This is a genomic window from Nocardia sp. NPDC049190, assembly GCF_040648115.1.
Lineage (GTDB): Bacteria > Actinomycetota > Actinomycetes > Mycobacteriales > Mycobacteriaceae > Nocardia.
On sequence record NZ_JBEZDE010000047.1, the window covers coordinates 25,455 to 40,043 of the forward strand.

Genomic DNA, 14,589 nt, shown 5'->3' on the forward strand with positions numbered 1-14,589 from the left:
ACCGTGCCGGAACCCGCGAGCGGTCAACGCGCCACCGGGATGGTGATGTGCAGCGACGTGCCGCTTCCCTGGGGGCTGGCAATCTGCATGTGACCGCCGAGAGCTGCGACACGGTCTTTGAGGCCGATGAGCCCGGAACCTTTGCGGGAATCAGCTCCGCCGACGCCGTTGTCGTGAACAGACAGTGAGAAATTGGCGCCTTCCGTTACCGCAGTGACCGTTATTTCCGAGGCGTGGGCGTATTTGGCGGCGTTGGTCAGTGCTTCGGCCACTGCGTAGTAGGCGGCGACCTCGACCGAGTCGGGCAATCGGTGCTCGACAGCAGTACGAAGGTTGACCGGAACCGGGCAGCGGCGTGCCAACGTCCTCAGCGCCGGGGCGAGTCCGCCTCTCGACAAAATCGCGGGGTGAATTCCTCGCGAAAGTTCTTGCAGGCTCTCCGAGGCCGCGGCCAGGCCCGTCACGATGTGGTCGATCTGTTCGCGGAGTTCACCGAGGTCGGACGGCACCGACGCTTGCACGGAGCGCAGCTCCAATCCGAGCGTGACCAGACGTTGTTGAGCTCCGTCATGCAGATCACGTTCGAGGCGTCGGCGCGCGTCGTCGGCGGACGCCACGATCCTGGCGCGTGACGCGGTCAGCTCCGCGCGCGATTCGGCGTTCGCGATCGCCGTCGCGACGAGATCGGCGAAGTCGGTGACACGCGCCTCGGTATCGGGCGCTAACGGTCGGGGCTGAGCGGAGGCAACGACGGCGGCGCCCCACAGACTGCCCTCGACGGCAATGGGGGCGCCCACTCCGGCGCAGAGGCCGAGTTCGCGAATGTGCGCGGCGGCCCACCCGGGCGCGTTGTCATGGGTATCCATCCTGGCTGGACGGCCATCGGCGCGAATCATGGCGACGATGTTCGCGCCATGCAGCGGCCAGCGTGAACCGACTGGCATCGCGGTCCGTTGCAACGGATCGTCGTGAGCCGAGATGAGGGTGGCCGTGCCGTCGGATTCGTACCGCCACAGCGCCGCGTTGGCGGCGCCGACCGCGCGGGCCAACTCCTGCGCCACTGTCGAGAAGACCTCAGAGGACGGCACGCCGCGTGCCACCAGCATGGCCACCCGACGCAGCGCCGCTTGCTGCTCGGCGAGTGCCCTGAGTCGGTCGCTGCTCTCCTTCAGCTTGGCCGCCGTGCCCTCGGCTTCGATCTCACGCGCTCGGGCGGATCCGGCGACAATGTTCGTGCTCAACGCCACCACCAGGAAAATGACGACAATCACGCCGTTTTGGAGGTCGAACGGCACGAAGTGCTCGCCCGGTCGGTGATACACGTAGGTCAACAGGACGGTGCTGGCAAGGGATGTGGCCACCGCGAGTCCCAACCCCCACATAGTGGAGATCACGATGATGCCCAACAGGTAGATCGGTTCGATCGTCTCACCCGGTGACTGCTGCCGCACCAGCACCACCACGAGCGTCTCGAGCGCAATGGCCACCGTGGCGACCACGATCCCCAATGCCAGCGCCGGCGCCGTCGGACGCAGCAACACCGACAGCAGGCTTGTGCGCGGCGGTTGCGTGTTTGCTGCCGCCGCCCGGCGGTCGCGGTGTGGCCGCTGTACCACCGGCCACAGCCACCGCAGTCGCAACCTCCGTAGAGCCCGGTAAGCGGTGCTACCCCGAGGCCGACCGCGCATCCATGTCCTGTGCCGAAGCCGCGCCAAACTTGCCGGCATCATCTCAGTATCCACCCTGGCCGAAATCGAACAGCGGGTTGGGATGAGTGCGACCTCACCGGGCTACCCCTGGTCAATGATCTCGGCGCACCTCGGCGCTATGCGGAGCGAGCGGCGTTGACACAGTCGGGTCGGTTCCCGAGTTGTCGGGCCCACGCGTAGGCTTCGCTATGCCGCCGCGCAGCTCGAGCGCTACGACGACGTGCGGCGGCTGCAGCGGTGGTGATGCCGGTTGGGCTTGTGCTCCGATAGTTATCGACCCTACGTTGCCAATCTACGATTCCGTATCGTTCGGCATTCTTCTTGCCGGCAGACAGACGGGCGAGGATCTGGTGCAACGGCATCGGGAGATCGGCCGCGAGGTCGCTCATAATCTGCAGCATGGTGGCGCTGTCGAAGTCGTGCGCGAGGAGAATCTCGTCGATGACCATCGCACGGAGCGCTTGGTCATGGGTGAGCACCACATCGGGCAACCAACTCAACATCCACCGGTGGCGGTTGGTTCCGTCGACGATTCTTGCCGCGAATTCAGCGGAGTTGGGGCTGGTAATGATGCGCTTTTTGACCTGCAGAGCATTGACATACTCGGCGACCAACTCGCCATGAATGCGGCTCGACAACGTCACACGTTCGCGCATCTCGTTGCCGGTCGTTGCGGCGGTCCACCCACCTGATGCGAAAGTCTGTCCACATTGCCCCGCCCGGACCGTGCCGTCGCCGCTGATAGCACGCTTCAGCTGGGATAGGCCGGCCTTGATGTCGGATCGAAATCGGGCACGCATGTCGCCATGCTCGTGGATGGGACGTCACCGGGCCATGTCCGGCGGGACAGCATGTGGAGGTGTCTGTTCGGCGCGATCGGCCAAAACCGTCACGACCTGCGGACACGGCGGTGGGCGAGCAGCCACCATGCCAGTACGACGTCGCGGGTGTGGCGCAGGTCGAGGTCGGTCAACTCGTGGAAGCGGGTGAGCCGATACCGCACGGTGTTGCGATGGACATGCAGCTCGAGCGCGGTCTGGTCCAGGTTTCGATCATGCTCGAGGAATTTCCACACGGTGTTCTCCACGTCCTGGCGACCGGGTTGACCGTCGTCGAGTGTGTGTAGGTGATGGCGTTCGAGCTGGGCGATTGTGTCGGCTCCCAGCATGGCCAGGGGGAGTGGTCCCAGGTCTGCGATGGTGACCACACCGGTCAGTCCGAAGGTCTGTGCGACTTCCAGGGTCGACACCGCCTCGTCGAAAGACGAAGCGAGGTCGGTGAGCACAGTTGGCTCCGCGACGGCGACCAACCATTGATCCCCGACCACTGGGCGTCTCGGTACCACGGCCACCAGGTTCCCGTCGACGACGGCGAGAACCGGCTGGTGTTCTGGTGTTGCGCTGGTGCGGAGTACCACCGCGGTCAGGGCGGCACGGTCACGCTCGGTGGCCGGCCTAGCGCACAAGGGTTGATACTTCGCAGACGGGTCCAAACCAAATGTGCGGGCTTCGACAGCCACGCGTACAGCCGACAGTTGTCCATGCAGCAGTGCATGGAGGAAGTCGGCTCGCTGCTGCGTTTCTCGCAGCACGGCCTCGACAGCCATCTCGTGCCGAACTTGATCGATCACTCCGGCGGCGTCGGTGGCGAATTGCCATGCCATGTCGTGAGCTTCCAAAACGACCTGGGGCGGAATTCCGCGCTTCGCGGCTTCCTCATCGAAGGCGGCCAACACGAACCGTGCGATGAGCTGGATGCTTCGGGTGAGCGCTTCGAGCGGGAAGCCCTGTGCCACGCGCCGCCGTGCGAGCTCCGCCAACGCCCCGATGCGACCGGCATCTGGAGCGGTGGCCGTCACGGTCAATTGCTCGAGGGCGGACCGGAGGATCGCCGCGGTGTAGGTCCGAACTTCCGCAGTCGGAACAGTCGTGTACTCGGGCATCTGATCACGCAAGCGCGCGACCAACGAGTCGACCTCCTCGTCCAGCCGCTCGAGGTTGCTCAGTGCCAGCATCCGAAGATCTTCTCGGCGGTCCAACCGTCGACCGAGCGAATCGCCTGCGGCCGGCAAATCCGGCGCTTGGTCCACAAACAATCAGCCTGCCAGCGCTGATCGCCAACCGCAACGAGGCGAGCACGTAGGCTCGCGGACCATGCACTGGCCGCTCATGGTCAGTGTTTGCACGTCCCGCCGAGGCCCGCATGTGCGCTGCCGCGAATTGGTCCGAGGCTGTGCGAATGCATAGCCCCCGGTGTTCGTCACATCAGGACATAAAGGGTCAGCGCAACAACAATGCTGCCGAGAACCCCACCGACTATCTCCACCAGAAGGTAGCGGTAGGAGTACGTGCGCTGCATCCAGAGAGCCCAGACCGGGCCGCACACCCGCAATACCGCGAAGAGCACTGCCAGTAGGATTGCTCCGAGCAGTCCGTTCAATGGCAGTAGGGGATGTAGCCAGACGTATCCGATCGTCATGACATACACCTCGATTTGGGTGCCTAGAAATTGAATGGTGAAATTGTGACGTCCGGATCGCTCGCTCCGCGGGGCAGCGGTCGGCTTGTCGTGTGCCGCATGAATCCGCGCCACCCGCGGATTTCCGTACAGGACCACCATGGCGACCGAGTGGAACAGGCCCGCAACCAAGCCCCACACAAGTATCGCGGCTGCAATCATTTCCCTCGTTCCAACGGTCTGCAACACGACCGACGTCCGCTTGTGGCCGCGTGACATCTCGCCGCGCGGAATCGTCCGCCGCAGTCGGCGCTCAGAGGCATGGTCCCGTGCGCGAGTCGTTCCGTTTGCACAGCAAAGGAATCCGACATGCAGCCCGGTAACCGTACGTCAGCCACTCGGCTGATCACCGCAACGCAGTTCCCAGAACTGGCCGGTCGCCTACCCCGTCGATATGGGCAGACGGTTCGTCCTTGCAGGTCCAGGCACGGGTGCTGAGAGGGCAACCGATGGTTGTTCGACGTTCTGCAGATCCCGGCCGGCGGACACGGACCGGTCAGGGTTCCGACAGCTGATCCTCCGGAGCCCACGAGGCTGTTCTTCCCAATGTCATTCTTCGAAGCGGGCAGCCCGCATACTGCCAGTGTTCGACCAGTGGCACGGCGATCTGCGCCGAACTGGGCCATCGAGGCGGCGCTTGCGCACCCGATCACACGGGTGTGGCCGCCGCGTGTCGATGCCGATCCCGTGCTGGTGTTCGCTGACGGCGACCCGGGCGGACACCGCATCGACGACAGCGCGGTGCCGTCGCGGGACGACGACATCGCCGGCCGGCAATACGTCCGATGAAATATCCAATTATCCGCCGCTCATGTGAGCAGGCGTCGGGTCGACCGGAATTTCCGAGAATTCCGAATTGTCGATTTCGAGTTGTCATCGGAGGTGTTCTGTCCGTTTTCTCACCGTTTCTCCGCGATGACGGACGCCCACCCTCCCGGAACCGCCCCTTCGCAGCCCGAGCCCAGACCCGGCCGCTGCGCACCGGAAATAATATTAGTTCTTCTAACGTCGTATTTGTCGGGTGGAACGACAACCCTCAATTTATCCGCGATTGCCCGGACGAGGAGGACCTACCAGTGTCTACTGATATTCGTGAAGAGCGGCTCGCACGCCGCGTCGCCGATTTGTACGCCACCGACAGACAGTTCGCAGCCGCCCGACCCGACGAGGCGATCACCGAGGCGATCGGGCGCCCCGGGGTAGGGCTGGCGGAGATCGTGCAAACCGTCCTCGAGGGTTACGGCGACCGTCCCGCCGTCGGACAGCGTGCGAGGCGATTCGTCGACGACCCGCAGACCGGTCGGACCGCACTGGAGTTGTTGCCCCGGTTCGACACCATTACCTACCGCGAACTGGGCGACCGCGCCGGTGCGATTGCCGCCGCCTTGGCGGGCGATCCAGCGCATTCGGTGCGGCACGGCGATCGGGTCTGCGTCCTCGGTTTCGCCAGCGTCGATTACGCAACCGTCGATGTGGCATTGATCCGTCTCGGCGCGGTGGCTGTTCCGCTACAGAACAGCGGGTCTCCCGCCCGATTGCGGCCCATCGTCGCGGAGACCGAGCCGAAGGTGCTCGCTGCGAGCGTCGACTACCTCGCCGAGGCCGTCGAACTCGTGTTGACTGGACACACGGTCGAGCGGCTGATCGTGTTCGACTACCACGCCGAGGTGGACGATCACCGCGAGGCGTTGGCGGCGGCCAGGACACAGTTGGCGCGAGCCGGCAGCCGGGTGAGGGTGGAAACGCTTGCCGATGTGCTCGAGCAGGGGAAGTCGCTCCCCGCCGTGCCGTTCAGCACCGAGCGGGACGATCCTCCGATGTTGCTGATCTACACCTCCGGCAGCACCGGCGCACCCAAAGGCGCGGTGTACCCGGAACATCTGGTCGCCAACTTCTGGCGCGGGACACTCATTTCGGCGTTGGGCGTTTACGGCGCAGAGCCGTGGATCACTCTCAGCTTCATGCCGATGAGCCACATGATGGGCCGCGGCATCCTGTATGGGACGTTCGGCCTCGGCGGCACAACCTATTTCGTGGCCAAGAGCGATCTGTCGACGCTCTTGGAAGACCTTGCGTTGGTGCGGCCCACCCAGTTGGCGTTCGTCCCGCGGATCTGGGACATGCTGTTCCAAGAATTCCAGAGCGAGTTGGACCGACGATTGTCCGACGGCGCCGATCGAGCGGCGCTCGCGGCGGAGGTCATGGCCGAACAGCGCCAGAACCTGCTCGGTGGACGGTTCGTCTCGGCGTTCACCGGTTCCGCGCCGACCTCGGCCGAACTGCAAACGTTCGTCGAGTCGTATCTGGACCTGCATCTAGTGGACGGCTACGGCTCTACCGAGGCTGGGGTCGTCTTTGTCGACGGCCGGACACGACGCCCACCGGTGGTCGACTACAAGTTGGCCGATGTGCCCGATCTAGGCTATTTCCGCACCGACCGGCCGTATCCGCGCGGCGAGCTCTTGGTCAAATCGGACGACATTTTCTCCGGCTACTACAAGCGGCCGGACGTTACCGCCGAGGTATTCGATCCAGACGGCTACTACCGGACCGGAGACATCATGGCCGAAGTCGGTCCCGACCATCTGGTGTACCTCGACCGCCGCAACAACGTGCTCAAACTCTCGCAGGGCGAGTTCGTCACCGTGTCGAGGTTGGAGGCGGTGTTCGTCGACAGTCCGTTGGTGGAGCAGATCTACGTCTACGGCAACAGCGCACGTGCTTACCTGCTCGCGGTTGTCGTGCCCACCGAAGACGCGTTGTCGCGCAGCGGCGGCGACCTCGCGTCGCTCGAGCCGCTGATCAGCAAGTCCCTGCAGGATGTCGGGAAATCAGCCGGGCTGCAGTCCTATGAGATCCCGCGCGCCTTCATTATCGAGACGACGCCGTTCACGCCGGAGAACGGTCTGCTGACCGGCGTTCGCAAGCTGGCACGGCCGACACTCAAAGACCGCTACGGCGACCGTCTCGAGCAGCTCTACGCCGAGCTGGCCGACGCCCAGTCCAACGAACTGCGCATGTTGCGCCAGGGCGGCCTGAACCTTCCGGTGCTGGAGGCCGTCAGCCGCGCCGCAGGCGCATTGCTGGGTGCGGCGGCCGGCGATCTGCGCCCCGATGCGCACTTCACCGACCTGGGTGGCGACTCGCTGTCCGCGCTGACGTTCGCCAACCTCCTACACGAGATCTTCGACATCGATGTACCGGTCGACGTCATCGTGAGTCCGGCCAGCGACCTTCGAGCCCTCGCCGACTACATCGAGGCCGAGCGGTCCTCCGGCACCAAACAACCGACCTTCGCGACGGTCCATGGGCGGGATGCCACCGAGGTGTACGCCAGCGACCTGACCCTTGACAAGTTCATCGACGCGAAAACGCTGGCCGCCGCTGCGACGCTGCCGCGTTCGACCGGCCCGGTGCGGACGGTCCTGTTGACCGGCGCGACCGGTTTCCTCGGGCGGCACCTGGCGCTGGAGTGGCTCGAACGGCTGTCCTTTGTCGGTGGCAAGCTGATCTGCCTGGTGCGAGCCAAGGATGATGCGGCGGCGCGTGAACGCCTCGACGAGGCCTTCGACAGCGGCGATCCGGAGTTGCTGCGGCACTATCGGGAAATGGCCGCCGACCACCTGGAGGTCGTTGCCGGCGACAAGGGTGCGGCGAATCTCGGCCTGAATCCGCAGACTTGGCAGCGATTGGCCGACACGGTCGATCTGATCGTCGACCCTGCGGCGCTGGTCAACCATGTCCTGCCCTATAGCCAGCTATTCGGCCCCAATGTCGTGGGCACCGCCGAGTTGGTGCGGGTTGCGCTCACCACGAAGCTGAAGCCGTTCATCTACGTATCGACGATCGGGGTGGGCGATCAGATCGCGCCCTCGGCATTTGTCGAGGACGCTGACGTTCGTGTGATCAGCCCGACGCGCGCGATCAACGACAACTATGCCAACGGTTACGGGAACAGCAAGTGGGCGGGCGAAGTGCTGCTGCGGGAGGCCCACGACCTGTGCGGTCTGCCGGCCTCGGTCTTCCGCTGCGACATGATCCTGGTGGATACCAAGTACCAGGGCCAACTCAACGTGCCGGACATGTTCACCCGGCTGATGTTGAGCCTGGTTGCCACCGGCATCGCACCCGGTTCGTTCTATGAGCTCGACGCGGACGGCAACCGTCAACGCGCGCACTATGACGGCCTGCCCGTGGACTTCATCGCCGAAGCGATCTCCACCCTCGGCGGGGTGGTGGACGAGTTCGAGACCTTCCACGTGATGAACCCATACGACGACGGCATCGGGCTCGACGAATACGTCGACTGGCTGATGGAAGGCGGCAACTCGATCGAGCGGATTTCCGACTACTACGCCTGGTTGCGAAGGTTCGAGATGACTATGCGATCCCTGCCGGAACAGCAGAGACAATATTCGCTCCTACCCCTGTTACAGAGTTATCAACGACCCCAGAAGCCGATCCGCGGGTCCATCGCGTCGACGAAGCGGTTCCACTCCGCGGTGCAGGCCGCGAAAATCGGCCCGGACAAAGATATCCCGCACGTCTCGGCGGCGATCATCCTGAAGTACATCAGCAACCTGCAGTTGCTGGGATTGCTGTGAGTTGAAACGACGCCTACCACCAGCCGCCATCGGCGGCTGGGCGTGCCGGTTGCTCCGGGCAGCCGGCACGCCGCCGCGTACATCCGGCGCCGACGATCTGATCCACCAACCGCTTCGGGGCGGATCCTTATCCAGTTGCTCGCACTGCGAATGGATAATCCGGGCAAACTTGGTAACGCGGAATCAGGGCAGTCGACCGACGCGGCGGCATATGTGCTGGGCTCGGTGGCGCACCGCGCCATACAGCCCGATTACAGGTATGTTCTCACCACGTCACCACGGCGCCGAGGGGAACAAGTCGCGTCCGACGCACGTTTGTGCTGTGTAATGAATGCGCAGAAGAAAGACGACCTCGCCCTCTCGACGTACGGTGACAATTTCCGAGGTCGGTTTGTCAGCTGTGCCGACGATGCTGGTGAAGCGGTTGGACGCTATGGCTCGTGATCTGGACGTAGAAGATATTGCACCTCGCACGCAGAATGACGGTCGCAGCATCATCGGCACCGCATTCGATCTGTTGGAGTACGTAGGCGTATTGGAACCGGCGCGGTTGGTCGACCTGGCGGAGGCAACCGGCATCCCACACCCGACGGTGCACCGATTGCTCAAACAGCTGATCGAGGTGGACGCCGTGCGACGCGACGGCACCCTGTACCGGCTCGGGGCTACTTTGTTGGGACTGGGTTCTCGGGTTACGCCTGAGCATCGGCTGCGCGTCGTCGCTCGGCGACCGATGGCTGAACTCGCCGCCGCCACCGGCGCCGGTGTGGGTCTGAGCGCCAGGATCGGCCATGAACTTGTGTTTCTGGACACGTTGGATGCTCGCGTCCCGCTGCCGATCGCAAACCTCGAACCAGGGTATGCGGTGCCGCCGGGGTCCGCCCCGGCCCGCGCACATCTCGAATTAGAGCATCCTGGACCGATTGTGGATGCCGGGGCCGTGCGGCCAGATCTCAGCTGCGTCACGGTGACGGTTCCTCTGCTCGGTGGTGAGGTGGCGGCGGTGACCACACTCGTTCCAGGCAGTCGACCCCCGGTCGGGCTGCTGGGCGCGACCCGCGCCACCGGGGCCCGGATCAGCGCTCGTCTGCAGGTGCCGACCGCCCGCGAGGTTCCACCCGAAGTCCAGTGAGCGGACAGTGAATCGTCAGCGACCGAGCCGCACCACTGGTGCGACTCGGTCGGTACGGACGAACAGTCAGTGCGCCGCGCTCATCACGCGTCATTGCCGCTGTCCGGATGTCAGAGTGTGTCGTCGGACTTGAGGAGATCTGCGGCGCGTTCACCGATGATGACGCAGGGCGCCATAGTGTTTCCGGTGGTGACGCGGGGCATGATCGAGGCGTCCGCAATCCGTAGGCGTTCTATCCCATGAACTTTCAGCACACCATCGACCACCGACATGGCGTCATAACCCATCTTGGCGCTGCACGTCAAATGCCAGTAACTCGAAGCGGCATCGCGCACGAAGCGCACCAGTTCGGCGCCCTGCACATTGCCGGGCATGACTTCGCGCTTCACGAAGGGGCTGAGCGGCGCGGAGTTGCCGATCTCGCGGCATAGTTCGACGCAGGCTGTCGCGGCCGCGAGGTCATCGGGGTGTGACAACAAGTTGGTGTCGATTTCTACCGGGTCGGTGGGGTCTGGGCCGGTCAAACGGACATGGCCGCGACTTTTGGGTCGAACAACGCCGCCGAACAATGTCCAGCCGGCCTCGGGTACATCGAATCGGGCGCCGGTCTCGGCACTGTATATCGGGAATTCACCCTGGCAGGTCTGCAAGTCCGGTGTGTCGAGACCCGGGTCGCTCTTCCAGAAATAGGTTGCCTCGGATCCGCTGTTTCGCGGTGGCAGCGGATGCTGATACTCCCAGATGCAGCCGAAAGCGGGGTGGTCTTGCAGGTTTCGACCGACCCCTGGAAGATGCTGCACCACGGGGATGCCGAAGCGCTGCAACTCGGCGTTGTCGCCGACGCCGGACTGCAGCAGCACCTTGGGTGTATGGATCGCACCCAACGAGAGGACCACCTCGGAACCGACCGCGGCGTGGTGCATCGTCCCGTTGTAGAAGAAATTTACGCCGGTGGCCACGTTGCGATCGAACGTCACCCGGGTTACCAACGCTCCGGTGAGCACCGTCAAGTTGGGTCGATCCAAATAAGGGAAAACATAAGAACGGAATACCGATTGGCGATATCCGTTGCGGATTCGCATATCCGCGATGGCTACGCCGCCGGCGCCCTCCATCATCCGCCCGTTCTGATTCTCGAAAGTCGGAATCCCGACAGAATTGGCGGCGTCGAGCGTGGCAGGTGCGAGGGGAATGGGATCAGGGGCCTGCTCGACGAAGACCGGCCCCCCGGTTCCCCGGAAATCGGGGTCGGGCGCGCCATGCCAGTCCTCGATGCGACGGTAGATGTTCAGCACCGACTCATAGCTCCAACCCTTGTCGTCGGCTTCGGCAGCGAAGAAGTCCCAATCGTTCTTGTGCCCGCGTGCCCACATCATGACGTTGATGCTCGATCCACCGCCCAATACCTTGCCCATCGACAATGGGATCGATCGGCCATTGACGTGTGGGGTGGGCTGTGCCGTAAAACCCCAGTCCTGTTCCCCGCCGAGGTTCAGCGGCCATTGTTCCGCCCGCATGACGCTGGGTATGTCATCGCTGCCGCCCGCCTCCAGGAGCAGTACGCTGACGCCGACGTCTTCGGCGAGACGTCGGGCGACGACCGACCCCGAAGAGCCGGATCCGCAGACAATGTAGTCATATTGCGGCTTCAACTCGGAAGCGAGCTTCCGCTGATTGCGCTCGACGCGCTCGGCGAAGTCCGGGTCATGGACCGACGGGTCGTTGGAGATTGTGTTCATGGGTGTTCTCATTCCGATGCGTTGGGTTGGACCGTTGTTCGAGCGGAATCAGTTGTGAGAGTGCGGCACCGGCATCGATGTCGCGTGCGCACGGGCCGTCATTGGCCAGACAGCTGCCCGCGATGAGGAGTTGGTGCCCCTCGACCTACAACAGGACGCCGAATGCGGATGGTGCGGTCATATCTCCCGACATTAGGAAGCAGGTCCGCTATCGGGCAATGCGTTGTCCGCTGACTGGACATTCCAGGACAGTTGACCCGCGAGTAGTTGGGCCACCCGACCGTCCGCCGATTATCGGCATCGTCGACCACGCCGAGTTTGTCTGGATTCCGAGTTGTCTGGATTCCGCCTGTCGGGCGATGCAGGGACCTGTTGCTGACGACGAGGCCCGATGATCGGGCTCCACACGATGGGCCCACCATCGGGCCGTCGGAACATGGTTGGTGCGCGCGGCTGGTTGTGGTGGCTATCAGCGGGGGAGTAGCGTCCACGAGATGGATGCCGGGGTCGCTTATTTCCCCACCCATGACGCACTGGGGCCCGCGGCTCTGGCGCGTCTTGTCGAAGAGCGTGGCCATCGCTGGCTGATGTGGGCGGAGCATACGCACATCCCGGCGTCGCGTGAGACGCCGTGGGGCGATATCGCGGGAGCGCCACCACTCCCGCGGAAATATGCGCGAACGTACGACCCTTTCGTGGCGTCCGCCTACGCGTTGAGCGTCACGTCGGCACTACGGGTCGGAACCGGGGTAGCGCTCGTTGCGCAGCGTGACCCGATCACGACCGCCAAGGAGGTCGCGTCGCTCGACCATCTGTCCGGTGGGCGCTTCGACTTCGGTGTCGGCGCCGGCTGGAACCGCGAGGAAATGGCCGACCACGGCATCGACCCCCGCACACGGATGCGGCGGTTACGTGAGTACGTGCTGGCTATGAAGGCGATATGGACGCAGCATGAAGCGTCCTTCCATGGCGAGTTCGTCTCTTTCGACCGGATCTGGAGCGACCCGAAGCCGATGCAGCGGCCGCACCCGCCGATCCTCGTCGGTGGCGCCGGGCCGACGGTTCTGCATCGCGTGCTCGAGTACGGCGACGGCTGGATGCCCAACCACGGGCCCGGAATCATCGAGCGGATCGTCGAGTTGCGCGAGCGGGCTGATCGCCCGATCGAGGTGGTGGTGATGGGTGCTCCTTCCGGCGACGTCGACGTCCTGTCGGCCTACGAGAACGCCGGCGTCGACCGCGTGTTGTTCTGGATCCCGTCCGGCCGACGCAGCGTCGTCGAGCGGAAGCTCGATCACATCGAGGCGACCATGGCGGAACTGCACGACCGTCCGGCGTGACGGCGTCCTCTGGATGCTCTCGGCGCCGCGGATGGAGCCGCTGCGAGATCGGCAGCGGAGTCGGCGGCCCGCCGCTCGTTGGGATAGCGGCGGGAGCCTTCGCTTCGGACGTCCAGTTAGCGGTCTACACCTATCGAGCTCGAAAATGTGGACAGGTTGCAGGGAATGTTGCCGGGGTAATTGATGCACGGTGGTGGTGCATCAACCGCGGTTGCCGAGTCGGTCACCGCCGGGGTCAGTGGCAACCCCTCCGCCACGGCGGGTGCGGTCACCACCAGTGGTGCCGCGATGAGCCCGATAGTGGAGACCCAGAATTTCGAGCCAGGTTTCGTCATCGAATACCTTTCAGCCGTGTTCGAGCCGACATGAGCGCTTCAGCATAGATGCCTCCGACACGACCCATAATCCCCTGCCAACCAAGGGATTACGTCATATTCGCTGTTTCAGCGCCAGTCCGGAACCCCTAGTCACGGCGGCGGTCCGCGATCAGCCGCCGATCGTCATCGCCGAATCAGCTCAGTAGCGCCGGATCTCGCGAAAATGTTCCCCAACCCCACTTCATTATCTCATGAGCACCGTTTTCAACTACAACAGGTAACAGCTTTCGGCCTATTCGGTGACCGCTACGGTGTCGGGCAAGCTCATTGGTGAGGAGAAGTTCGTTGGTTCCGGGCAAGTTCGATTGTGGACTGAGCGTTTCGGTCGCCCTGGTGATCCCACCGTTCTATTGGTCATGGGTACCTCTACTCAGGGCATCGGCTGGCCCGATGAGCTTGTGGAAGCTCTCGTGAACAGCGGCCGGCAGGTGATCCGATTCGATCACCGTGACACCGGCCGTTCCGACTCCGTCGATTTCACAACGCATCCGTACGCGCTCGCCGACATGGCAGCCGACGCGGCCGCCGTTCTGGACGGTCACGGCGTCGCGGCCGCGCACATCGTCGGGATATCACTGGGCGCGGCGATCGGGCAGTGGCTCGCCGTGCATCAGGCGGCCCGTGTTCGCACGCTGACGGCGATGGCCTCCTCTCCGATGGGGAACAACCCCGGCCCGGCGTGGGCAAGAGCAATGGCAGATCAGCCGGTCGCAGCTAACGAACTCCCGCCCCCGACAGCACGGTTCCTCAACCACCTGATGGACGCGACGAAGGCACCCCGCACGACGGCCCAGCAGCACATAGACGCCGACGTACAGACCTGGCGAGTGCTCAACGGCGATGTTCTGCCCTTCGACGAGCCCGCCGCGCGGCGGTTCGTCGAACACTGCCACGCCCGGGCCAACGACATCGCTGCCGCCTCGAATCACGATCTCGCCGGACGGCGCTGGGACAACGACCGGCGGGCCTCCTTGTCCTGCACCACCGCTGCGACCTTGATCTTGCACGGCAGCGATGACCCGCTGTTCCCCCAAGCCCACGGTGAAGCCCTCGCGGAGCAGATCCCGGCGGCGCAGCTAGTGCCGCATCAGGCTACGTTTGCCCTGTTGACGATTTCGTGTAGCCGTTGGTCCTCGACGTGCTTGTTCCGCCAGATGATGTAGCGCCGAAT

The 14,589-nt window shown here is 64.1% G+C and carries 10 protein-coding genes; 6 read left to right on the forward strand and 4 right to left on the reverse strand.

Annotated elements, in window-relative coordinates:
* Window positions 1-23: 23 nt before the first annotated feature.
* Window positions 24-1,541 (reverse strand): GAF domain-containing protein, encoded by a 1,518-nt coding sequence (locus tag AB0B25_RS28015; RefSeq protein ID WP_357185536.1) that lies wholly within the window; start codon window positions 1,539-1,541, stop codon window positions 24-26.
* A gap of 452 nt (window positions 1,542-1,993) precedes the next feature.
* Between AB0B25_RS28015 and AB0B25_RS28020 the strand changes: the two genes are divergently transcribed.
* Complete coding sequence (locus AB0B25_RS28020) at window positions 1,994-2,401, forward strand: hypothetical protein (RefSeq protein ID WP_357185539.1); 408 nt, start codon at window positions 1,994-1,996, stop codon at window positions 2,399-2,401.
* Window positions 2,402-2,598: 197 nt separating this feature from the next.
* On the opposite strand, the gene AB0B25_RS28025 is transcribed toward AB0B25_RS28020, so the two are convergent.
* Window positions 2,599-3,723, reverse strand: coding sequence for a helix-turn-helix domain-containing protein (locus AB0B25_RS28025; RefSeq protein ID WP_357185541.1), 1,125 nt, complete (start codon window positions 3,721-3,723; stop codon window positions 2,599-2,601).
* A gap of 245 nt (window positions 3,724-3,968) precedes the next feature.
* Window positions 3,969-4,388 (reverse strand): hypothetical protein, encoded by a 420-nt coding sequence (locus AB0B25_RS28030; protein ID WP_357185544.1) that lies wholly within the window; start codon window positions 4,386-4,388, stop codon window positions 3,969-3,971.
* A gap of 432 nt (window positions 4,389-4,820) precedes the next feature.
* Between AB0B25_RS28030 and AB0B25_RS28035 the strand changes: the two genes are divergently transcribed.
* The 3 genes from AB0B25_RS28035 to AB0B25_RS28045 all read left to right on the forward strand — a co-directional run bounded on the left by AB0B25_RS28035 (window position 4,821) and on the right by AB0B25_RS28045 (window position 9,962).
* On the forward strand, window positions 4,821-5,015 hold the full coding sequence (locus tag AB0B25_RS28035; RefSeq protein WP_357185546.1) for a hypothetical protein: 195 nt from the start codon (window positions 4,821-4,823) through the stop codon (window positions 5,013-5,015).
* Window positions 5,016-5,302: 287 nt separating this feature from the next.
* The gene (car, locus tag AB0B25_RS28040) at window positions 5,303-8,830 is read left to right on the forward strand and encodes a carboxylic acid reductase (protein ID WP_357185568.1); all 3,528 of its coding nucleotides are present in this window, start codon (window positions 5,303-5,305) and stop codon (window positions 8,828-8,830) included.
* Between the two features lie 433 nt (window positions 8,831-9,263).
* Window positions 9,264-9,962 (forward strand): helix-turn-helix domain-containing protein, encoded by a 699-nt coding sequence (locus tag AB0B25_RS28045; protein ID WP_357185549.1) that lies wholly within the window; start codon window positions 9,264-9,266, stop codon window positions 9,960-9,962.
* Between the two features lie 110 nt (window positions 9,963-10,072).
* Here the strand turns inward: AB0B25_RS28045 and AB0B25_RS28050 are convergent, their stop codons facing one another.
* On the reverse strand, window positions 10,073-11,701 hold the full coding sequence (locus tag AB0B25_RS28050) for a GMC family oxidoreductase N-terminal domain-containing protein (protein WP_357185552.1): 1,629 nt from the start codon (window positions 11,699-11,701) through the stop codon (window positions 10,073-10,075).
* Window positions 11,702-12,195: 494 nt separating this feature from the next.
* On the opposite strand from AB0B25_RS28050, the gene AB0B25_RS28055 reads away from it, so the two are divergent.
* Both AB0B25_RS28055 and AB0B25_RS28060 read left to right on the forward strand, forming a co-directional pair.
* Window positions 12,196-13,041, forward strand: a complete 846-nt coding sequence (locus AB0B25_RS28055; protein ID WP_357185555.1) for an LLM class F420-dependent oxidoreductase — start codon at window positions 12,196-12,198, stop codon at window positions 13,039-13,041.
* A 628-nt stretch (window positions 13,042-13,669) separates the two neighbouring features.
* Window positions 13,670-14,581, forward strand: coding sequence for an alpha/beta hydrolase (locus AB0B25_RS28060; RefSeq protein ID WP_357185571.1), 912 nt, complete (start codon window positions 13,670-13,672; stop codon window positions 14,579-14,581).
* Window positions 14,582-14,589 lie beyond the last annotated feature (8 nt).